At 62.3% G+C, this 21994-nt stretch carries 20 protein-coding genes; 8 read left to right on the plus strand and 12 right to left on the minus strand.

Features of this window, described 5'->3' with window-relative positions; genetic code table 11:
• The first annotated feature begins 118 nt into the window (after window positions 1-118).
• Both argA and ilvD read left to right on the plus strand, forming a co-directional pair.
• Window positions 119-1471: an amino-acid N-acetyltransferase gene (argA, locus tag ACRC0P_RS05785; RefSeq protein WP_438628835.1), complete on the plus strand. Its 1353-nt coding sequence runs from the start codon at window positions 119-121 to the stop codon at window positions 1469-1471.
• Window positions 1472-1569: 98 nt separating this feature from the next.
• Window positions 1570-3408 (plus strand): dihydroxy-acid dehydratase, encoded by a 1839-nt coding sequence (ilvD, locus tag ACRC0P_RS05790; RefSeq protein WP_438628836.1) that lies wholly within the window; start codon window positions 1570-1572, stop codon window positions 3406-3408.
• A gap of 76 nt (window positions 3409-3484) precedes the next feature.
• On the opposite strand, the gene ACRC0P_RS05795 is transcribed toward ilvD, so the two are convergent.
• The 10 genes from ACRC0P_RS05795 to lgt all read right to left on the minus strand — a co-directional run bounded on the left by ACRC0P_RS05795 (window position 3485) and on the right by lgt (window position 12189).
• Complete coding sequence (locus ACRC0P_RS05795; protein ID WP_438628837.1) at window positions 3485-4126, minus strand: TonB family protein; 642 nt, start codon at window positions 4124-4126, stop codon at window positions 3485-3487.
• 392 nt (window positions 4127-4518) lie between these two features.
• Window positions 4519-5853 carry a tetratricopeptide repeat protein gene (locus ACRC0P_RS05800; protein WP_438628838.1) on the minus strand — a complete coding sequence of 445 codons (1335 nt, stop codon included), beginning with the start codon at window positions 5851-5853 and terminating at the stop codon, window positions 4519-4521.
• A gap of 12 nt (window positions 5854-5865) precedes the next feature.
• Window positions 5866-6420 carry an energy transducer TonB gene (locus ACRC0P_RS05805; protein ID WP_438628839.1) on the minus strand — a complete coding sequence of 185 codons (555 nt, stop codon included), beginning with the start codon at window positions 6418-6420 and terminating at the stop codon, window positions 5866-5868.
• 74 nt (window positions 6421-6494) lie between these two features.
• A complete protein-coding gene (locus tag ACRC0P_RS05810) occupies window positions 6495-6896 on the minus strand; it encodes an ExbD/TolR family protein (protein ID WP_438628840.1) in 402 nt (133 codons plus the stop codon).
• 131 nt (window positions 6897-7027) lie between these two features.
• Complete coding sequence (locus ACRC0P_RS05815) at window positions 7028-7555, minus strand: MotA/TolQ/ExbB proton channel family protein (RefSeq protein WP_438628841.1); 528 nt, start codon at window positions 7553-7555, stop codon at window positions 7028-7030.
• Window positions 7556-7569: 14 nt separating this feature from the next.
• Entirely contained in the window at window positions 7570-8952 is a 1383-nt protein-coding gene (locus tag ACRC0P_RS05820) for a MotA/TolQ/ExbB proton channel family protein (RefSeq protein WP_438628842.1), read from the minus strand.
• The gene (locus ACRC0P_RS05825; protein ID WP_438628843.1) at window positions 8949-9731 is read right to left on the minus strand and encodes a DUF3450 domain-containing protein; all 783 of its coding nucleotides are present in this window, start codon (window positions 9729-9731) and stop codon (window positions 8949-8951) included. Before ACRC0P_RS05825 ends, ACRC0P_RS05820 begins: the two co-directional genes overlap by 4 nt.
• A gap of 288 nt (window positions 9732-10019) precedes the next feature.
• On the minus strand, window positions 10020-10532 hold the full coding sequence (locus ACRC0P_RS05830; protein ID WP_438628844.1) for a dihydrofolate reductase: 513 nt from the start codon (window positions 10530-10532) through the stop codon (window positions 10020-10022).
• Window positions 10532-11365 (minus strand): thymidylate synthase, encoded by an 834-nt coding sequence (locus ACRC0P_RS05835; RefSeq protein WP_438628845.1) that lies wholly within the window; start codon window positions 11363-11365, stop codon window positions 10532-10534. The genes ACRC0P_RS05830 and ACRC0P_RS05835 overlap by 1 nt, the downstream gene beginning before the upstream one ends.
• Window positions 11365-12189 (minus strand): prolipoprotein diacylglyceryl transferase, encoded by an 825-nt coding sequence (gene lgt, locus ACRC0P_RS05840; protein WP_438628846.1) that lies wholly within the window; start codon window positions 12187-12189, stop codon window positions 11365-11367. Before lgt ends, ACRC0P_RS05835 begins: the two co-directional genes overlap by 1 nt.
• Before the next feature lie 259 nt (window positions 12190-12448).
• Between lgt and ACRC0P_RS05845 the strand changes: the two genes are divergently transcribed.
• From ACRC0P_RS05845 to ACRC0P_RS05865, 5 genes are all read left to right on the plus strand, one after another.
• Window positions 12449-13294 (plus strand): NRDE family protein, encoded by an 846-nt coding sequence (locus ACRC0P_RS05845; protein WP_438628847.1) that lies wholly within the window; start codon window positions 12449-12451, stop codon window positions 13292-13294.
• A 344-nt stretch (window positions 13295-13638) separates the two neighbouring features.
• Window positions 13639-15543: a L,D-transpeptidase family protein gene (locus ACRC0P_RS05850; protein ID WP_438628848.1), complete on the plus strand. Its 1905-nt coding sequence runs from the start codon at window positions 13639-13641 to the stop codon at window positions 15541-15543.
• A 166-nt stretch (window positions 15544-15709) separates the two neighbouring features.
• The gene (locus tag ACRC0P_RS05855; RefSeq protein ID WP_438628849.1) at window positions 15710-16945 is read left to right on the plus strand and encodes a L,D-transpeptidase family protein; all 1236 of its coding nucleotides are present in this window, start codon (window positions 15710-15712) and stop codon (window positions 16943-16945) included.
• A gap of 12 nt (window positions 16946-16957) precedes the next feature.
• The gene (locus tag ACRC0P_RS05860; protein WP_438628851.1) at window positions 16958-18112 is read left to right on the plus strand and encodes a L,D-transpeptidase family protein; all 1155 of its coding nucleotides are present in this window, start codon (window positions 16958-16960) and stop codon (window positions 18110-18112) included.
• A 295-nt stretch (window positions 18113-18407) separates the two neighbouring features.
• The gene (locus ACRC0P_RS05865; RefSeq protein ID WP_438628853.1) at window positions 18408-18941 is read left to right on the plus strand and encodes a DUF882 domain-containing protein; all 534 of its coding nucleotides are present in this window, start codon (window positions 18408-18410) and stop codon (window positions 18939-18941) included.
• A 353-nt stretch (window positions 18942-19294) separates the two neighbouring features.
• Here the strand turns inward: ACRC0P_RS05865 and ACRC0P_RS05870 are convergent, their stop codons facing one another.
• Both ACRC0P_RS05870 and ACRC0P_RS05875 read right to left on the minus strand, forming a co-directional pair.
• Entirely contained in the window at window positions 19295-20467 is a 1173-nt protein-coding gene (locus tag ACRC0P_RS05870; RefSeq protein ID WP_438628855.1) for an imelysin family protein, read from the minus strand.
• 48 nt (window positions 20468-20515) lie between these two features.
• Window positions 20516-21175 carry an HAD family hydrolase gene (locus tag ACRC0P_RS05875; RefSeq protein ID WP_438628857.1) on the minus strand — a complete coding sequence of 220 codons (660 nt, stop codon included), beginning with the start codon at window positions 21173-21175 and terminating at the stop codon, window positions 20516-20518.
• A 106-nt stretch (window positions 21176-21281) separates the two neighbouring features.
• Between ACRC0P_RS05875 and ACRC0P_RS05880 the strand changes: the two genes are divergently transcribed.
• Entirely contained in the window at window positions 21282-21974 is a 693-nt protein-coding gene (locus tag ACRC0P_RS05880) for an RNA pyrophosphohydrolase (RefSeq protein WP_438628859.1), read from the plus strand.
• Window positions 21975-21994 lie beyond the last annotated feature (20 nt).

Consider the following 21994-nt stretch of genomic DNA (forward strand, 5'->3'; position numbering starts at 1 on the left):
GCCTCTGCTATTGTTCGGCGCCGATCGCGGGCATGGCCCGCTCCTACAGGGAAAACTGCGCGGTCCCAAAATACGGTATATTCCCACAATATTTCTTTAACATACGGAATACGCATTCGTGAGCGACAACAGCGCCTCCCTGAACTGGTTCCGCCACGCCGCGCCCTATATCAATGACCTGCGCGGCCGCACCCTGGTGGTCGCCATCCCCGGCGACGCCTTGGAGCACGCCAATTTTCGCAATCTGGTGCACGACCTGGCGCTGCTGGTCAGCCTCGGCGTGCGCCTGGTGGTGGTGCACGGCGCGCGCGTCCAGGTCAATCGCGCCCTGGCCGAACACGGGATCGAGAACCGGTTTTACGGCAACACCCGGATCACCGACCGGGAGACACTCGAGGTGATCAAGGCCGCGGTGGGCAGGCTGCGGTTCGATATCGAGGCGGCCTTTTCCCAGGGACTGCCGGATTCCCCCATGGCGCGCTCTGCGCTCAAGGTGATTTCCGGCAATTTCGTCACCGCGCGCCCGATCGGCGTGCTGGACGGCACCGACCTGCGCTGGACCGGTCAGGTGCGGCGTATGGAAGTGAATACGATCGATCGCGCCCTGGAGCAGGGGGCGCTGGTGCTGCTCTCGCCGCTCGGCACTTCGCTGACCGGCGAGCTGTTCAACCTGAACTACCTCGACCTGGCCGCCGAGGCCGCCAAGGCACTGCGGGCGGAAAAGCTCATCCTGTACCGCGATACACCCCAACTGCTGGTCAACGGCGAGGCGGTGTACGAACTCAGCATCGTGCAGGCCGAACAGCTGGTCGATCAGGTGGATAGCGAAACCCTGCACTGCGCCATCCGCGCCTGCAACGCGGGGACACCGCGAACCCACCTGCTGAGCTATGCGGACAACGGCGCGCTACTGCAGGAACTCTTCCGCCGCGAGGGCGCCGGCACCATGATCTACCGCGATACCTATGAGGTGATACGCCGCGCGCGCATCACCGACGTGGGCGGCGTTCTCGGTCTCATCCGCCCGCTGGAGAAACAGGGCATTCTGGTGCGCCGCTCGCGGGAAAAACTCGAGGCGGAAATCGACCACTTCACCCTGGTGGAAGTGGACGGCACCCCGGTGGCCTGTGCGGCGCTCTACCCGATACAGGATGAAGCGGGCGAGACAGTGGCCGCGGAGATCGCCTGTGTGGCCATCCACCCGGACTTTCGCGGTGGCGGCCGCGGCGCCAAGCTGCTGCACCACCTGGAGCGGCAGGCGGGGGTACTGGGGCTGGAGGAACTCTATGTGCTGACCACCCAGGCGGAGCACTGGTTTATCGAGCAGGGCTTCTCCCAGGTTGCAGTGCAGGACCTGCCCGCGGCGCGGCAGTCGCTCTACAACATACAGCGCAACTCCCGTGTTCTGCGTAAACGGCTTTCCGCGCAACAATCTCTCCCTCAGCCGGAAAAGAAAGGACAGGCGTCCTAGTTAAAAGGAGTACCGACTGGGCTTCTGCCAAGTTATCCTAAAAGCTGTCTTTTTTTGCTAAGCTGTCGCCCCATTTCGTACAGCCGGACACAGACTCTATGCCCCAGTACCGCTCCCGCACCTCCACTTTCGGCCGCAATATGGCCGGCGCCCGCGCCCTGTGGCGCGCCACCGGCATGAAGGACGACGACTTCCACAATAAGCCGATTATTGCGGTGGCCAATTCCTTCACCCAGTTCGTGCCCGGTCACGTGCACCTGAAGGATATGGGTCAGCTGGTGGCGCGGGAGATAGAGAAAGCCGGGGGGGTGGCCAAGGAGTTCAACACCATCGCGGTGGACGACGGTATCGCCATGGGTCACGACGGCATGCTCTACAGCCTGCCCAGCCGCGAGATCATCGCCGACTCGGTGGAGTATATGGTGAACGCCCACTGTGCCGACGCGCTGGTGTGCATCTCCAACTGCGACAAGATCACCCCGGGAATGTTGATGGCCGCGCTGCGGCTGAATATCCCGGTCATCTTCGTCTCCGGCGGCCCCATGGAGGCGGGCAAGACCAAGCTGGCAGAACACAAGCTGGACCTGGTGGACGCTATGGTGATCGCCGCCACCGATTCCGCCTCCGACGAGATGGTCGAGGCCTACGAGCGCTCTGCCTGTCCCACCTGCGGCTCCTGTTCCGGCATGTTCACCGCCAACTCCATGAACTGCCTGACCGAGGCCCTGGGGCTGTCGCTGCCGGGCAACGGCACTCTGCTTGCGACCCATGCGGACCGACGGGAGCTGTTCCTGCGCGCGGGGCGGGAAATCGTCGCCCTGGCCAAGCGCTACTACGAAGGGGATGACGACAGCGCGCTGCCGCGCAACATCGCCAATCGCGCCGCCTTTGCCAACGCCATGGCCCTGGATATCGCCATGGGGGGCTCCACCAATACCATCCTGCACCTCCTGGCCGCGGCACAGGAGGGCGAGGTGGACTTCACCCTGGTGGATATCGATCGGCTGTCGCGCAAGATTCCTCAGCTGTGCAAGGTGGCGCCGAACACGCAGAAATATCATATCGAGGATGTGCACCGGGCCGGCGGGGTTATGTCGATTCTCGGCGAGCTGGAGGCCGCCGGGCTTCTGGATGCGACCCTGCCCACGGTGTACAGCCGTTCTTTTACCGAAGCGCTGGCCCAGTGGGATATCCGCCGCACCGACGACAAGGCGGTACACGACTTCTTCCGCGCCGGCCCCGCGGGCATTCCCACCCAGACCGCTTTCAGCCAGGACTGCCGCTGGTCGAACCTGGACGGCGACCGCGAGAACGGCTGCATCCGCTCCGTAGAGCACGCCTATTCCGCAGAGGGCGGCCTGGCGGTACTGTTCGGCAACCTGGCGCCGGACGGCTGCGTGGTAAAGACCTCCGGCGTAGAGGAGGAGCTGTGGCAGTTCGAGGGCCCGGCGCATATTGTCGAGAGCCAGGAAGCCGCCGTGCAGAATATTCTGGACGGCAAGGTGAAGTCCGGCGAGGCGGTGATCGTGCGCTATGAGGGGCCCAAGGGTGGACCGGGTATGCAGGAGATGCTCTACCCCACCAGCTACCTGAAATCCAAAGGGCTGGGCAAGTCCTGTGCGCTGATTACCGACGGCCGCTTTTCCGGCGGCACCTCCGGCCTTTCCATTGGCCACGTGTCCCCGGAGGCCGCTTCCGGCGGCGCCATCGGCCTGGTGGAGGACGGCGATACCATTCGTATCGATATCCCCGCGCGCACCATCGAAGTGGATATCCCCGAGGCGGAACTGCATCGGCGCCGCGAGGCGATGCAGGCCAGGGGCGACGAAGCCTGGAAACCGGCGGAACACCGTCCGCGCAAGGTGAGCAAGGCGCTGAAGGCCTATGCGCTGCTGGCCACCAGTGCCGACAGGGGCGCGGTGCGCGAAATCGATTGATCTATACAGCAACCGGTGCGCACGGCGCACCCTACAAGGTTTCCGTAGGGTGCGCCGTGCGCACCGCGTGACCCATTCAGTCCGCTATCCGGTACCGAATCCGGTTGCGCACGCCGTGGCGTTCCACCGGCACACCGTCCTCCAATTGGGGCTGGTACTTGAACCTGGCCGCCGCGGCAACGGCGGAGCGGTTGAAGACATCCGTCAGCCTTCCCTTGCTATCGTAACCCGCCACTACCCTCGGGTCCCGCACACTGCCGCTTTTGGTAATGGTGAACTCCACCACCACGTAGCCCTCGATTCCGCGGCGCAGCGCCACTGAGGGATAACGGGCCCCCGGCTTGAGTATCGGTACTGGATCCCGCGATATGTTAACTCTCATTCCGCCACCTCCCGGGCCCGGCGGTGCGATTAACGTGGGCACTGAAACCGGATCGACAGTAGTCTCTACAGTGGTGGTCACGGGCTGCGGCGGCACTTCCTGCGGCTGCGCCGGCGGCTCCTCCCTGATAACCGTCGGTTCCGGCTCAACGAGATGAACGGGTTTGATGGAAGGGAGCTTGTTTTCCACCGGTTCCGCGTATTCGGTGGCTATCAGACGGCTCATAACAAACAGCAGCGCCAGGGTACAGGCGGCGGCCAGACCGAGACTGCGGCCGTAAGTCGAAGCAACGACAAAGAAAGCGAAGGGATTTTGTTGAGGATAAGCTCTATCCATAACACCTCTCCTGATTATTGTTAGGGTGTTGGAAGCGGCGGCCGGGGCCGCCGGTGTTGGAAAAAGCTGATCAGCTGTCTCTATTAATAGCAGAATTAAATAGAGTTGCAAACTATTCTCAGTCGCAAAGCTCAATGTAACTGCTCACCCCTGTAGGAGCGGGGCATGCCCGCGAACAGAGGCCGATCGCGGGCATGACCCGCTCCTACAGGGTGATTCCCTCAACCCAATGCAGGTTTCCTATGAGTGAGTAGTTACAGCTCAATAATCAATCAGTTTGGATCGGTCGTCAGCGGGCCTCCGGCCCGTTGCGGAGCTGGAGCTCCGCGTTCCCAGGTATAAAAAAGGCCGCACATCGCTGTGCGGCCTTTTCGGCAGGAGAGTGGCAATGACTAAATAGCCAATTGCTCCTCACGCTCCTTCTCTCTCTCGACGTAGTTGATCCACTGATCAGCGAACTTCTTCGAGCGATCGTCTTTCCGGGCCTTCTTGAGGCTGCTCAGCGCATCGTCGTACTTCTTCAGGCTCGCATTGGCCATACCCAACACTAGGTACAACTGGTCCGGGCGCTTGAGGCCGCCCTTCTTCAGCGCCCGGCTGCCCATACTGATAGCCTGCTCGTTCTTGTCCAGGTCCAGGTAGATACCGGCCAGACGGGAGTAGAGCTCACCCTTGTCGGACAGCTTGGCAGCGGCCTCCAGGTTCGGAATCGACTTCCGCAGCTCCTGGGCCATCTGGTACGCCTGGGCCAGGGTTTCCAGATTTTTGGAGGTGCGCTCGATCTTCTTCTCCTTTATCCCCGTATCGATCACCTTGGCAGCCTTATAGGGCATTTCATGGCCCATAAAGAGGTAGGCCATGTTCAACAGCTCTTTCTCTTTTTGCAGGGCGCCGGCGATATAGGCCGCTTCCATCATGTGCAGCTGATCTTTCTCGCGCTTCAGTTCTCCATACATGCCCGCCAGTTGCTTGTAGTACTCGGCTTTGGGGTAGTGCTTGACCAGCTTTTCGAGAATACCGGTGACACTCTTGTAGTCGTTCTTCTCGTAGTAGAGGTAACGCTGCAGTCCGAACCAGTTTTCCTTGGGCACCTTGCCCTCTTTCTCGTACATCGACACGGCGGTGTTGACGTCCGACAGCGCCTTGGCCTGGTCGCCTTTCTGGTAGTAGACCTGGGCGCGCTCGGCGTAGGAGTCCGCGGTGATATCATCGGCAACGGCAAACCACTTCTCGTAATAAACCAGTGCCTGGTCGTAGTTCTCGGTGACGAAATACAGTTGGGCGACGGTCCGCATGGTGTTCACTTCCAGTGACCGCGGCAGGTTTTCCGAACCCTGTCGCAGCACATTCCGGTAGGCATCGACGGCTTGCTTATAGCGCTCCATGCTGTAATACACGAAGCCGTAGAAGTAGTACATCATCGCGGTTTCGTAACCGTTGTAGTCGCTCTTGTCGGCTTCCATATCCCGCAGCGCCGCCAGGGCCTCATTCCAGTTCTCCGCGTCCGCGGCCTCCTGTGCCTTGCCCAGCTTTTTCGACACGTTTTGACGCATCGACGGTACTTTGCGCGTCTTCTCCTCGGCCGCTCGGGCCTGGGCGAAGCCGGCTTCAATGCCCACCGCTTCCAGCACAGTGACACTCACCGCCGGCGCCAATACCAGGGGCAGCGCCACGGACGTGCGCAGGACGAATTTGGACAGCCCTTTCGTCATGGTCGTCATATTCATATGCGTCCCCTATTAGTTTTTGGCCATGTTGAAGCTGATCTTGGTCTTCACACCGGGCACTTCCATTGCCTGGCCGTCCACGACCCGCGGCTTGTACTTATACTTCAACGCCGACTTGATCGCCTCGCGGTTGAAGATAGTGGTGGGGTTGCCATCGGCGGTATAGGCCTCCACCACCTTCGGATCGCGCACGGAGCCGTTGGTGGTCACTGTGTACTCGACGATTACAAAACCCTCGATACCCCGCTGCAGGGCGCGGCGCGGATACTGCGGTTGAACCTTCACGATGGGCAGGTAGTCGCCCTCGCTAAAGGCGCCGCCGAGACCGCCGACCTTCAGGTCCGTACTCGCACGGGGTGCGGACATGTTGATTCTGTTGTCCAGGTTCGGTTCATCGTACTCCGGTTCCGGCATTTCCGGCGGCGGTTGCTCCGGCTCGTCGGGCTTGTCCGGTTTACGGGTGTCGTACTGGGTTTCGACCTTCTGTTCGGGCATCACGACATCGGCAACCTTGATCTGCTCCTCATCCTCGGGAGCACCCATATTTGCCTGAATTAACTGATGCATAGTGAAGATCAGGGCGAAAGTCGTGGCTATCGCCAGCGTACCCGCCCCTGCTAGTCTTGCCGGATTCATAGCTGTTAACTCTTTTCTGTCGCGACCGATACTTTCTCGATACCGATTTCCCTGGCGGCATTCGCAATCAGGGCAACCTTCTCGATATCCGCTTTCTTATCGGGTTGAATTACCAACCACCCCTTGGGGTTTTGTGAGTAGAGACGCTCCAGGGTGATTTTTACCAGGCGGTCGTCCACTTTTTCCTTGGCAATCCAGATTTCGTTGCTCTCGTTAATCGCTACCAGAATAGAGGCGGCCTTGAGGTCAGCGGTTGTCGCTTCCGGCTTCACCACATCGACACCGGGAACCTTGATAAAGGTGGCGGTGACGATAAAGAAGATCAGCATGATAAACACCACGTCCAGCATGGGCGTGAGGTCGATCGCTCCCGCTTCTTCTTCTGCCGTTTTTTGATTTCTGCTCATAGCAACTCTCTTAGCGAACTTTCCCGGCGGGGTACACCCGAGGGAGTGCCCCGGGGAAAGTTTCTGGCTTGGCTAAACCTTCACGGCAAATGGGCGCGCGCTTTCGGCGGGCCACTTGCCCTATGTGTGCCTTAGTGATCCATCGTCAGATGGTCTTCCAGCAACTGGGTTTCACGCTCCGCCTTGCGGCTGATATAGGTGTTGGCAAATACCCCGGACAGTGCCGCAACCATGCCCGCCATTGTCGGGATAGTCGCCATGGAAACACCACCGGCCATCTGCTTGGCATCACCGCCGCCGGTAATCGCGAGAACCTCGAACACGTTGATCATACCCCAGACGGTGCCCAGCAACCCGAACAGGGGGGCGAGGGCGACACACGCCTGGATCATGTCCAAATTGTCCCCGATCTTCTCGGATACCCGGGAAATCAGCGCATGGCGGATCTGGTGGGCGCTCCAGGATTTGCGCTCAGTGCGCCCTTCCCACTGGTCCACCGCATTCTGAACGTCACCTTTCAACCCCTTGTTGAAGTAGAAGACCCGCTCGAAGATCAGCGTCCACATAAAGAAGGTCAGGCCGGCGATCAAAAACAGTACTGGCCCGCCCGACGCCATAAAGGCGTTGACGGCGGCCCATGCGTCAGTCAATGCGTGCATGTTGCCGCCTCCTCTTATTTGCGCTCGGCGTTTTCTGCCACGATACCGGTGCTCTGCTCTTCCAGAATGTGCAGGATGCGCTTGGCACGGCCGTTGACGATGGTATGCATCAGTACGGTGGGGATCGCCACACACAGACCCAACACAGTGGTTACCAATGCGGAGGAGATACCACCGGCCATGGCCTTCGGATCGCCGGCGCCAAAGATGGTGATCGCCTGGAAAGTCACGATCATACCGGTCACGGTACCCAGCAGACCCAGCAGCGGAGCCACCATGGCGATAATCTTCAGCAGATTGAGGCCGGACTCGATGGCCGGACGCTCTTTCAGCACCGCCTCTTCCATCTTCAGCTCCAGGGTCTCGCCGTCGACGCCGCGGTTCTCCTCCGCCACTGCCAATACGCGGCCCAACGGGTTGTTGGTATTCGGCGTGGAGGAGCGCAGCTGGGCGCTAACCCTGGCGCTCATACCGGACAGCACGATCAGGCGCCAGATGGCCAACAGCATCGCAAAGGCACCCACCGCGGTGATGATATAGCCCACGATATCGCCCTGGTGCCAGCGCTCAACCATACTCGGGCTGTTGATCATGGCCTTCAGGTAGGAGCCGCCGGTGGGGCCGGTGGGATCGACGCCGAAGGCGGTAAAGCCGGAAGTGGCGGACTGCAGGTTGGCAGCTTCGCTCTGGAATTTGCTGCTGGGCTGGCGTACCAGCTCGGCCATTTTGCTTCCGTCGATCAGTTCCAGGTACTTGCCGTTGGAAACCAGGTTGAAGTTACCCACGCGCACGACTTCCTGCTCGACCTGCTCGCCGTCGGGCTTGATCACGGTGCCGGTGAACTTGACCACCCTGCCGGACTCGACGGTCTCGCGCTGCAGTTCGTACCACAGGCGCTCGATCTCCTCGATGGTGGGCAGCTTGGTGGCGGAGTCCATCTTGCTGATCAGTTGGTCCAGAAACTCGGTGCGGCCGGGGTACTGGGCGGATACCAGGGAGGTGCTCAGGGTGGCGCGCAGATCGCCGGTGGTGGAGGTCAGGTGGCCGAACAGCTCTTTCAGGGAGCCCATGCGCTCGTCCAACTGCTGGCGCTTCTGCTGAACCAGCAGTTCCTGCTCCTTGTACTTCTCCTCCAGCTGAGCGGAGCGTGCCTCTTCAGAGGCACGGGTGTTTTTCGCCTGGGTCAGCAGGGTCTGCTGATTGGCTTTCTGGCGGCGGAATTGCGCTTCGCGCTGCCGGTGCTCTTTGGATTCGGCGACTTTGGAGCTGCGTACCATCTGCAACAGCTGGTCCAGGGATTGGGCTTTTTCCTGGGCAACGACGGAAGCGCTGACCAGGCCAGCCGCCGCGAAAACGGCTGTTAATGAAAGGACGCGTTTGGCGATAGAGGTTCTCATTGCGCTGCCTCCGGAGCCGGAATCGGCATGTTCATAATATCTTGGGTGGCCTGCTGCTTGGCGATCTTCAGGCCCTGCAGAACGGCGCGGCGGTATTCACCGGAATCCACTTCCACCCAGCCCTGCTGCTCTTTGTCGTAGGCCATGGTGATCTTGGAATCCTTGGTCTGCGCCAGCAGGGCGATGCGGCCGATCTGCAGCACGTTCACTTCGCGCTCCTGGCCGTTCACGTTCAGGGTATCGCCGTAGCTGCTGATCTTGCGGCCGTACTCGGCTTCAAAGTTGTACAGCTCCAACACTTGGCGGAATTTTTCCGCGGCGGTGATATCGGAGCGGTCCATATTTTTCTTGACGCCTTCGAGGTTCGCCAGACGCTCGTCCAGCTTGAAGGGCGCGTCCAGTTCGATGAACTGCTCCAGGCCGTCCAGCATACGCAGGATCAGCGGCTGAATTTGACGTTCGATAACGGTGACGTTGTCGATGGACTCTTCCAGGTCCTTAATCACTGACAACTGGTTGGCCAGTTGCTTCTCCAGCTGGCGGTTGTAAACGCGCAGGCCGTCGATTTCCTTGTTCACCACCTTGAAGTCCTGCAGCAGGCCGGTGGTTTCCTCGGCGATCTTGTCGATGCGCTTTTGCGAGGCCTGGGCCGCAGAGGTCTTCTGCTGGCCTACAGCGAGGACGTTGTCGAGTGTATCCGCAGTGGCTACGCTGCCATAGAGTGCGCCGGCAGACAGCGCAGTGGTCAGCGCCACAGCCATGAATCGCTTGGTTTTCATTAGACCCCCCAGTGGGTTCAATATTTCACAACATGGTCGCGATGGTTTAGCTGCCACAACGCGGTGTCCTTTATGTTCTAAAAACAGTGGTTTGAAGACAGCTAAGAGCCGCACATTGTAAACAGCCGATTTGATTATTCAAATGTCGATTGACAGTATCGACCCCCATGTGTAGCGAAGTAACAACCGGGTAACACCCCCGGGTTTCCTCCACACATTTCCGATGACGTTCGCTGCGCGAGCAGGGGTGGAATTTAACAGAATGTTCACAAAACAATCAATCTGTTTTTATTTCAACCTGTCGTACTGGACTAAGCAGTAGTTATATTCATCCCTTTCCGAGGCCGGGTAACACGCCCGACTGGATTCCTTCCACTGGTCACCCAAAGATGGAAAGAAGGCGTCTCCTTCCACCTCGGCATCCACTTCTGTGAGATAGACACGCTTCGCCTGCGCCAGAGCCTGACGATAGATCTGCGCACCGCCGATCACCATCACCTCTTCGGCACCGCTGGCAGCGGCGGACTGTCGCGCCAGCTGCAGCGCTTCTTCCAGGGAGGCCGCAGACTGCACCCCCGGGGCATTCCACTCGGGATTGCCACTGACCACGATATTGTCCCGTCCGGGCAGCGGCCGCCCGATGGACTCGAAAGTCACACGCCCCATCACCACCGGCTTGCCCAGGGTGGTGCGTTTGAAAAACTGCAGGTCGCCGGACAGGCGCCAGGGCAGGCCGTTGTCGCGGCCGATGGCACCGTTGCGCGCCACCGCGGCGATCAGGGCTATGGGGATTTCCGCCATTACACCGCCACCGGTGCCGGGATGTGTGGATAGGCCTGGTAGCCGCGCAGTTCGAAGTCCTCGAAACGAAACGCGAACAGGTCGGTCACTTCGGGATTGAGATGCATCCGCGGCAGCGGCAACGGCTCGCGGCTCAACTGCTCCTCCACCTGTTCCAGGTGGTTCAGGTAGAGGTGGGCATCGCCAAGGGTGTGGATAAACTCGCCCGGCTCGAGACCGCACACCTGCGCCAGCATCAGGGTAAGCAGGCTGTAGGAAGCGATATTGAAGGGCACCCCCAGGAAGATGTCCGCGCTGCGCTGGTACAGCTGGCAGGACAGCCGGCCGTCCGCCACATAGAACTGGAACAGGGCGTGGCAGGGCGCCAGGGCCATGCGACCGGCGGCTGCGTTCTCCCGCGGAGATACTCCCTCGTCCGGGAGATCGGCGGGATTCCACGCGCTAACCAACAGGCGGCGGGAGTCAGGGCGGTTCTTCAGCTGCTCCAGCAACTGCGCTATCTGATCGATGCGGCGCCCATCCGGCGCGGGCCAGGAGCGCCACTGGCAACCGTACACCGGCCCGAGGTCTCCCTCCCCGGTGGCCCAGTCGTCCCAGATACGCACGCCGTTCTCTTTTAAGTAGCCGATATTGGTGTCACCGCGCAGGAACCACAGCAGCTCATGAATAATCGAGCGCAGATGGCACTTCTTGGTGGTGATCAGCGGAAAGCCCTCGGCCAGATCGAAGCGCATCTGGTATCCGAACACGCTGATGGTTCCGGTACCGGTGCGGTCGCTCTTGCGGGTGCCGCTATCGCGCACATGGCGCATCAGGTCCAGGTACTGCTTCATTACTGTGTGCCCCCTTTCGCCTGGCCCCGACCTTCGGGAAGCGGCTGGGTGCGGTAGCTCCATACCATCAGCGCGATGCCCGCGGCGATCATCGGCAGGCTGAGCAACTGGCCGCGGGTCATCCAGCCGAACAGGTCGAAGCCGATATGGCCATCCGGCTCACGCACGAATTCCATCGCAAAACGGAAGATGCCGTAGAGAGTCACGAACAGGCCGCCCACCGCCAGGCGCGGGCGCGGTTTACTGGAGTAAATCCACAGTACCAAAAACAGCACCAGGCCCTCCAGGAACGCCTGGTACAGCTGCGACGGGTGGCGCACCAGCAAATCCGGGTCCCGCGGGAAGACCATCCCCCAGGGCACGTCCGTAGGCCGCCCCCACAGCTCCTGGCCGATAAAATTTCCGAGGCGGCCGAGGCCCAGGCCGATGGGCACCAGTGGCGCCACGAAGTCGATCAGTGCGGGGAAGGTGGTGCCGATCTTGCGCGCGTAGAGAGTGGCGGCGAGCATCACCCCGATCAGGCCGCCGTGGAAACTCATCCCCCCCTCCCATACGCGAAACAGGGATAGGGGATCGGAGACCAGTTCACCGAAATTGTAAAAGAGCATATAGCCGGCCCGGCCACCTACCACGACGCCGATGGCGCAGTAGAGGATCAGGTCCTCCACTTCCGACTTGATCACCGGCGACCAGGGCTTGCGGCTACGGCGCAGGGCCAGCCACCAGGCGGTGGCAAAACCGGCCAGATACATCAGCCCGTACCAGTGCACTTTCAGCGGGCCTATGGCCACGGCTACCGGGTCGATTTGGGGATAGGGGATCATTGGGACTTCACAGTTATTGGCGAGCTCATTGAGATGGGCGAAATCTTACCAGTTAAAGCGGGGGAGAGTAATGTGGAATGCGGAATGCGGAATGCGGAATGCGGCAACTCACCGCGTTAGCCGCTACTATTCCGCACTAACTACTCACTCATAGGGAACCTGCCTTGGCTTAAGGGAACCACTATGTAGGAGCGGCGGGGCGGCCATCCGCCATGCCCGCGATTGGCTCTGTTCGCGGGCATGGCCCGCTCCTACAGGGATGAGTAGTTACATTCATCATTCATCATTCCGCATTCAACCCATGTGCCTGTTGCTGTTCGCCTACCGCTGCCACCCCGAATACCCGCTGCTGATGCTCGCCAACCGGGACGAGTTCCACGATCGTCCCAGCGCGCCGGCGGCGCCCTGGGAAGGTGGAGAGCTGGTGGCCGGGCGGGATCTGCAGGCCGGCGGCACCTGGCTGGGTGTGGCCGGGGGCGGTCGCGCGGCGGCGGTGACCAATGTGCGCGAACCCGGCCGGGCCCCGCCGGCCGATGCGCTCTCGCGGGGAGATATCCCGCGGAATTTCCTGCGCGGGGGACGGCCCCCGTGGGATTGCGCCACGGGGCTGGAGGCAGTGCGCTATCGCGGCTTCAATGCAGTGTTCTTTCAACTGGGCGCGGAGCCGGAGCTGGTCTGTGCCGGCAACCGCCACCGGACCTTCGCCTTTTCCCCCGGGATCCACGGCATTTCCAACGGCGCGCCGGACGCCCCCTGGCCCAAGGTATTGAAAGGGAAGGCCGGTACAGAGCGGCTGTTGGCGGGTATCCAGGGCGGAATCGATGAGGACAACTTCGTACGCCCGGCCCTGGCCCTGCTGCGGGACGGGTCACAGGCGTCGATGGTGGAGCTGCCCAACACCGGGGTGGATCCGGCATTGGAACTGGCGCTCTCTTCCATCTTTGTGCAAATAGACGCCACCGACTTCCCCACGGGCCCCAGCTCCTACGGCACCCGCGCCAGCAGTCTGGTGGCGGTCGACCGCCGGGGGCGGACGCAGTTGTGGGAACAGAACTACCGCGACGGCGAAACGGACGGACCGCTGCGTCATTTTCGTCTCGACTGATCGCCGGTGGCCGGCTCGCCCCTACGGCTCCGTGGTCCCGAGTCCCGAGTCCCGAGTCCCGAGTCCAATCCATAGAGTCAAATGAATCAAACGCCAAGCAAACTCCGGATTTATTGCCATACTTACTTTCACAGGCAGCCGGCCGTTGACTTACGCGCAACTCAGCGCCGTTCGCTGCCCTCTTTATAAAGGAAGGTCGCGCGGGACGCATGACACAGGCGGGCCGTCGATACTATCGACGAACAACAGGACCGGTCCGCCGCAGGTTGGGAAGGTATGAACGATCTGGCGCCCGGCCACCTCCACCACAGGCAACCCGGGCCCTGCAGTATCGCTGAGGTACCATGTCGTATTTCAATCCTGAGCGCCGCACACACAAGTCGCCGCTGCCGCTGATGATCCTCGGCAGTCTGTGCGTTTTCGCCCTATATTTCGCCTTTATCGCCAATCAGCAAACAGTGCCGGTGCTGCCGGAGAATGCCGTGCGCCCCCATTTGGTGCGCTGGCTGGAAGAGAACCCGGACTCCTGGCCCGCCCAGGACCCGATCTTCAACCCGGCGGCGGTGCGACGCATCTACCAGCGCACGGATTACCGCCTGCTGTGGTTCGACAACTACAGCCTCAGCGACACCGCCAACGACCTGTTGAAGCAACTCACCGCCTCCAGTTCCGGCAACCCCAGCAGCATGGTGGACTACCGCTATCACCTGGGCTACTTCGACCGCACCCTGCGCGACACGCCCCAGCGCCTGCAGATGGCCGCGGTGCTCGACGTGCTGCTCACCGACGCTTTCGTATCCTATGCCCAGGACACCCAGTTGGACCGGCTCAAGCCCAAGAGCCGCCGGCAGCTGAATATCACCCCGGTGCATCATGCAGAGGGCGAATTCCGCCTGGTGGGAATGCGGATGCCGCGGCAAGCCGCAGCCAGCCCCAGCGGGCGCAAGTACTTTCGCGGCTATACCCGCGGAGCCCGCACAACCAGTGGAACCCGCAGTCGCAGCTACAACGTCGAGCGCTCACGTCACTACTCCACCTACTCCGCCCGCCGGCCGTCGCCCTCGCGCTTCTCTCCCGGCGGCCTGCCCCCGCGCAACGGCTACCGCAGTTATCGCAGGGAGGACGGCCTGCCGCCAGTGGGGCGGGTTTCGGACCACAGCGAAGGTCCCTATATAGAGGACAACATACCCTACGGCGGAGATGCCGCAGCCCTGCGCAACGAACTGGCACGTCTCCGCAACCTGGCCTCCAGCGGCCGCTGGCGCCCCCTGCCAGCGGGCCCGGCCATGACAATCGGCGCGCGCCACCCCCATGTGGCTCAATTGCGCAATATGCTGTCCCTCTACGGCGACTATCGCAGCTACGGCGGCGAGCCCAACAGCAACAAGTTCGACCGGCGCCTGCACGAAGCGGTGCTGCGCTTCCAGGTACGCCACGGCCTCAGGCCCGACGGTATCGTCGGCCGCCTGACCCGCCAGCGGTTGAACCTTTCCCCCACCGCTCGCGCGCATGTCATCGAGACCAATATCCGCCGCCGCCAACAGCTGCCGGCAGATCTGGGCAGCCGCTTCATTCAGGTCAATATTCCCGAGTACAAGTTGCACTATGTGGAGAACGACCGGGTCAGACTGTCGATGAACGTGGTGGTTGGCAAAAAGAAACACGCCACGCCGGAGATCAGTACCCGGGTGAGCAAGGTGATATTCAACCCCACCTGGACGGTGCCGCGCAGCATCCTGGTGAATGAAATACTGCCCAAGGCCCGCGCCAACCCCAGCGGTATGGAGAACATGGGCTACCGGGTGGTGAGCGGCAGCGGAGAACACCTGCCGCTGACCCCGAAAAACCTCTCCGCCGCCGGCCGGGGCTCCTACCTGATGCGCCAATTGGGCGGCGAGGACAATGTCCTCGGGCGTATCAAGTTCGAGATCCCCAACAAGCACGATGTGTACCTGCATGACACCCGCGCCAGGAGCCTGTTCACTCTCACAGACCGCGGCCACAGTCACGGCTGCGTGCGCCTGGCAAAACCCCGCCATCTGGCCCAGGCCCTGTTGAAGAGCCAGGGCGACTGGGACCAGTGGCGTATCAATGACCTTACCGTCGGCGACGAGACCACCGAGGTGAAACTGAAGCAGCGGGTGCCGGTGTATATCACCTACTGGACCGCCTGGGTGGACGGCGGGGGGCGCCTGAACTTTCGCCCGGATATCTACGACAAGGACGGCCTGGCGGCCAATCAATTCTAGCCAATCAGTTAGCACTCCCGCCGCCGGCCAGTCTCGTATATTCCAATTCCACCCTTGGGCCTCCCGGCGCATTCCCCAAAGGTATTGGGGCACCCCTCCCTGCAAGTTACCAATGTGAACACGGCGATTCGTCCGCCGACTCACTCCGGCTTGCAGGGAGTAGACCATGGGTCTCCACACCAGCCAGTACGTTCGCAACCCTCTCAGCTGCAGCGCCCTGGCGCTCGCTCTGGCACTCGCCGTGGGTGCCGCCCCGCCCGCCATCGCCCGGGCACCAGCGGTGGAGCCATACCTGGAGGCGCTGGACAGCTTCGTCCCCTACGGTCGCCAGTACGCGCTGATGCGCGAGGAACTGGCGCGCTATCGCGCCCTCGCCGAGGGAGACCAGTGGCGACCTCTTCCAGAGGGACAAACCCTGTCACCGGGGATGCGCGATCCACGGGTCGCCCAACTGCGCGGCCTGCTGATGCAGTACGGTGACTACCCTCTAGACGACCACACGGACACCGCTGCGCCCGCGGATGAATACGACGCCCGGCTGCAGGCGGCGGTAAAGCGCTTCCAGCGGCGCCACGGCCTGAAAGAGGACGGCCTGGTGGATCAGCGCACCCGCGAGCGCCTGAACGTCGACCCGGCCCGGCACGCCCGGACCCTGGCCGCCAACCTGAAGCGGTGGGAGGAGATGCCCAAAGACCTGGGCCCCCGCTATATCCTGGTGAACATCCCCGATTTCAGCCTGCGCCTGATGGACCGCGGACGCGAGCAGTTCCGCATGCGCGTGGTGGTGGGCAAGACCCGCACCAAGCACCAGACACCGCAACTGGCCACGCGCATGACCCGGCTGGTGTTCAATCCGGTGTGGCGGGTACCACCCAGCATCGCCGTGCACGAACTACTGCCCAAGGGCGGCGGCGCCCTCTCCGCCCGCGGCTTCCGGCTGGTCAACCACCGCGGGCGCGCGGTGCCCTTCAGCGCGCGCAACATCGCCGCCACCCGCCGCGGCACCGTCAGCCTGCAGCAGAAGGGCGGCCCCAAAAATGCCCTGGGGCGGGTCAAGTTCGTGATCCCCAACCGCCACGCCATCTTCCTGCACGACACCCAAAGCAAGCACCTGTTCAAGCGCGGACAGCGCGCCTTCAGCCACGGCTGCATACGCCTGGAAAAGCCCATCGAATTCGCCCGTCGGATGCTGGCCGAACAGAACGGCTGGGGAGAGGAGCGTATCGACCGCATGGTCCACAGCGGGCGCACCCGCGCCGTGGAGCTGGAGCAGCCGATACCGGTATACATCGCCTACTGGAGCGCCTGGGTGGACGAGGAGGGGTTACTGCAGTTCAGACCGGACATCTACAACCGCGACAACCCAGGGGACACCAGCGGAAAAGAAACCGATAACGACTGACCGGGGTGAAACATGGCACTTGTCAGGAAACGCTGGCGGCTGCTGGCGGCCGTCGCCTGCCTGAGCGCGGCGGCGGCAGTGCCCGCAGCCGGCGAGCGGCCGCAGATCCATCCCGCGCACGCCAGCGAGCAACTACGTGCGCAGGCCGCCCACTACCGGCTGCTCGCCGGGCGCTGGGAACCCATCGCCCCCGGCGGCCCTCTCCGCCCCGGCGACCGGGGAGCGCGCGTGGCCCAGTTGCGCCGGCTGCTGCAGCTCTACGGCGACTACCAGGGCCCGCCGGGACCGGTCCGCACCGCCAGCCGTGACAGTGCGCGCTTCGACAGCAGCTTGCAGCGGGCACTGGAAAGCTACCAACGCCGCCACGGCCTGGAGGCCAGCGGTGTCGCCGGGGCGGAAACCCTGGCCGAACTGGCGGTCCCCCCGGGCCAGCGCGCGCGCCAGTTGGAGTTGAATGCCGAGCGGGGGGACCAGCTGCGTATCCCCGGGAAGGGGCGCTATGTGCTGATCAATGTGCCCGATTACCGCCTGCAACTGGTGCAGAACGGCTCGGTCACCCTGTCCATGAAGACAGTGGTGGGTAAAACCAGCAGCCGCACCCCCACACTCAGCAGCCGGATCACCGGGATAGTGTTCAACCCCACCTGGACAGTACCGCGCAGCATCCTGCTCACCGAGTTGCTGCCCAAGGCCCGCAACAACCCGCGGGCCATGCACGAGCGGGGCTACCGGGTGGTCAGCTACCGCAGCGGCGACACCTCCCCTATCTCAGAGGACAGCCTGGCCCGCGCCGCGAGCGGCAACGCCACCCTGCGCCAGGTAAGTGGCGCCGGCAACACGCTCGGGCGGGTGAAATTCATACTGCCCAACCGCAAGTCGATCTTCCTGCACGACACCCTGGCCCACAGCCTGTTCGACCACCGTGAACGCGCCTTCAGCCACGGTTGTATACGCCTTGAGCGGCCCCAGGAACTCGCCTACGCCCTGCTCGACGGGCAGGGATGGGACAGAGTCCGTATCGCCCAGGCCACCAGTGGGGACGAGACAGTGAGAGTCAAAGTGAGCCAGCCGCCGCGGCTGTTCATTACCTATATGACCGCGTGGGTCGACCCCGGAGGCCGCCCCCAGTTTCGCCGCGACATCTACCGCAAAGACAACGACCAGTGATTTCCTGTGACCAACACTGAATAGTCATAAAAAAATAATGTTTTACGGAAGTCCTTGAGGCGACAACGCTATCTCCTATTTCCCCTTCCTGTTTCCCCTGCTTTTACCCACTTTCGGGCCTCTCTGCATAGGGTGTGGAGAAAAAAATACCAGGGGCCCCCTTCGATTATTTCTTCATTAGCAGTGTACGGTTTGTAACCACAGGTTATTTTTTGTACATTCCTTCCCGTGCCCTTTGGCATCAAAAGCAACACCCAGGCAAATTGACACAGAGATAACGAGGCGGAAACAGGATATGAACAATCCCTCCAGACGCCGGTTCCTGGCCGTAACCTGCGCAACAGCGGCGGCGGTCAGCGCTGGACCGACACTCGCAAGAGCGGGCGGCTCCCGCACCCTGAAAATGCGCAACCTGCATACCGGGGAAAGGCTGAGCACCGCCTATTGGGCCGGCGGCAGCTACAACAGCAGCGGTTTGAAGCGGTTCAACCGCCTGCTGCGCGACCACCGCGCCAACGAGGTGACGCGCATGGACCCGAAGCTGTTCGACATCGTGTACAAGCTGAAGCAGAAGCTGAACTTCAACGGCGAAGTCGAGATCATCTCCGGCTACCGTTCGGCCAAGACCAACGCCAAGCTGCGCGCAGCGGGCCGCGGCGTGGCGCGCCGAAGCTACCACACCCGCGGCATGGCCCTGGACATCCGCATGCCCGGCGTCAGCATGTCCAGGCTGCGCCAGGCGGCCATCAACCTGAAGATGGGCGGTGTCGGCTACTACCCGAAGAGCGGCTTCGTGCACGTGGATACCGGACCGGTCCGCCGCTGGTAATCCAGAGGACAGAAGACAGAAAGGCCGCCGGAGCAATCCGGCGGCCTTTCTGGTGTCTGTCCGAAAATACCCTAGTGTGGTGTAAGGTACTAATTGTGTATATCAGAGCCCCCCAAATTGTTCACAGTTAGGCGCAGCTCGCAGGGAATGGTCATTCCATTTTCAAGAGCTGCAACGCAGCTGTGGACCCTCTCTACCAGGTGAAGAGGGGGGGCTCCCTTCGGGCGGGCCGCTAAGCAGCCATCTGCGGCGTTGCATTTGCTTGACGTAGAACAACTACGCCAGCGCAAATGCGCCTTGCATCTGGCCGCTTAGCGGCCCGCTGATATATACAATTAGTACCTTTCACCACACTAGCCTGCGGGACCCAGCTTCACCGGGGTCATCTCCTCCTCGGACGCCGGTACCTGGGTAGCTCCGGACATCAGCCCCGCCAGCCCCTCCAGCAGGTCCCGCGCCCGGGCCAGTTGCCCGAGTTCCGCCAGCTCTATGGGATCCTCCATCTTCAGCAGCAGTTCCTCCAGCGCGGCGAATGTCTGCGCCAGGGCCGCGACCTGGTGCCGGTCCAGCAGCAGTTCGGCCAGCCCGGCACCCTGGGCCGGCAGCCAGTTCGCCTGCAACTCGCGCAGCAGGGCCAGCAAGGCCTGCTTGGAATCCGCCGCGCGGCCGCTCTCCACATCGCTCTCGGAGCTCTCCGGCAAACGGCGCAGCAGTTCCTCGTCCACCAGCCGTGTGTGCGCCGCACGTATCTGCTGAAGTCGCTCCACGGGGGCCAGGGCCAGGAAATGGCGGGACAGGTCGTTGGCGGCAAAGGGCCAGCGGTCCACCAGGCCGTCGATGTCCTCCCCCATGCCCACGCCGATCAGACGGGTGAGTTCACGGCGCCGGTTGGTAGCCTGGGCCTCCGGTTTTTCGCCGGCGCCGACTGCGACAAACTGCTCCGCAGTGCGCTCGCTGGTGGGCCCCCAGAGCATGATCTCGATGGCGTGAAAACCGGTGCTGGCCTCCTCGTGCGCGGTGAGCCGGTGCTGCTTGCGCAGGTTGGACAGGGTCAGCTCGATGGCGGTGTCGTTGACGATGCCACTATCCGAGTAGCCGGGCACTGTGTCCAGGTAGCCGGGCTGCGCCGGCCAGCTGTCCAAAGCCAGCAGCAACGCCTGCCCCTGTTTGCGCAGCTCCGCAGGAGCAAAAGCCACTTGGATATAGGGCAGCGCGGCGGTGAACTCCCTGTGGGCGTCGAGCCAGGCGAGTTTGGCCGCCTCCAGGTGGTCCTCGCTGGGCTTGTCCAGCAACGTGGTGACAGCGCGGTTGAGCGCCTCGACCGCCGCCCGGGCACCGGTCAACTGGACCTGTCCCGCCTGCCACACACTGCGGGACAGCTCTTCTGCCGCCGCCGGGTCCACGACTTCCACTGCCGGCCGCTCCGGCGCCGGCTGCTCTGTGCGTTTGGGTTCACAGGCCGGCAGCGCCGACAGGGCGACCAGCAACAGCGCCGGGCGCAGTCGCCGAACCAACTCTTCGATCACAATTCTTCCCCACAAGCAAAATAAGACTAAAACCACCCCGGAAACCCGTCAGTCGCGCAGGCTGACAACCGGCCAGCCGCGCGCCTCGGCCTCCGCGCGCAAACGCGCGTCGGGATCCACTGCAACCGGGTGCTGCACCTGCTGCAGCAGCGGCAGATCGTTGATGGAATCGCTGTAGAACCACTTCTCGCCGTCGCGGTACTCCGGATTGTGTGCCAGCCACTGCTGCAGGCGCACAACCTTGCCACCCTGGTAACAGGGCTCGCCCACCACGCGGCCGGTAAAGCTGCCCTCCACCTCCTCCGGCTCGGTGGCCAGCAGGGTGTCCACCCCCAGGAGTTCGACAATAGGCTCCACCACGAAACGGTTGGTGGCGGTGATGATCATAATATGGTGACCGTCGCGGCGATGCCGACCGATTAACGCTTCTGCCTTCGGCAGCCAGATTTCGCTGATCACCTCCTGCATGAACTCCCGATGCAGATTGTTGAGCTGCCCCCGGGAGAGCTGGGCCAGCGGCTCCAGGGCAAACTCCAGGTAGGCGAAGATATCCAGTTCGCCCCGCTGGTAGTCGCGGTAGAAGCGATCATTGGCGGAGCGGTAGCGCTCGCCGTCGACATGCTCGCGCTCCACCAGAAATTCCCCCCAGGCGTGGTCGCTGTCGCCACCGATAAGGGTATTGTCCAGGTCAAAGATTGCCAACTGCACCGGTTTCTCCCCATAACTATAGGCGCGGCGGGCAATTTTACCCCGCCATCGCGTTGCGCACACCGTCTTCCGCGCCTAATTGCCGTAACCACCCCGCTGTGGAACAATGCTGGGCAACACTGCGCGGCGACAGACCGCGCGAAACAGATTCGAGGACGGTATTTTGAGCGACGGCAAGGTAGTGCAAGCCGGGCGAAAAAGCCGCCGCAGATCCATCGGGCAGCCCAACTCCGGCGACAGCGGGAAGAGCCGGGGGCGCGGAGGCGGCAACAGCAACAATATCGACACCGAGGGGTTTCGCCCCAATGTCGGAATTATCGTGCTGAACGCCCGCGGCCAAGTGCTGTGGGCGCGACGGGTGGGCGGCAAGGACGCCTGGCAGTTCCCCCAGGGAGGTATCAATCCTGGGGAGAGCCCGGAACAGGCCCTCTACCGGGAGCTTTATGAAGAGGTGGGGCTGACCCGGGACCAGGTCAGCCTCATCGCCTGCACCCGCGGCTGGTTGCGCTACCGGCTGCCGCACCGGCTGATCCGGCGGCGGGCGGAACCCCTGTGTATCGGCCAGAAGCAGAAGTGGTACCTGTTGCGCCTTGAGGCTCCCGACAGCGCTATCAGCTTCGACAACGGCTACAAACCGGAATTCGACCACTGGCGCTGGGTGAATTACTGGCACCCGCTGAGCAAGGTTGTGACCTTCAAGCGCGAAGTATATCGACGCGCGTTGACCGAACTGGTTCCGCAGCAAATACAATTGGAGAAGCGCTTTACAGAGGAGAGAGGACGGAAGGCAGAGGACTGACCTCTGACTCCTGGCTTCTG

The organism is Microbulbifer sp., from assembly GCF_051659245.1.
Lineage (GTDB): Bacteria > Pseudomonadota > Gammaproteobacteria > Pseudomonadales > Cellvibrionaceae > Microbulbifer.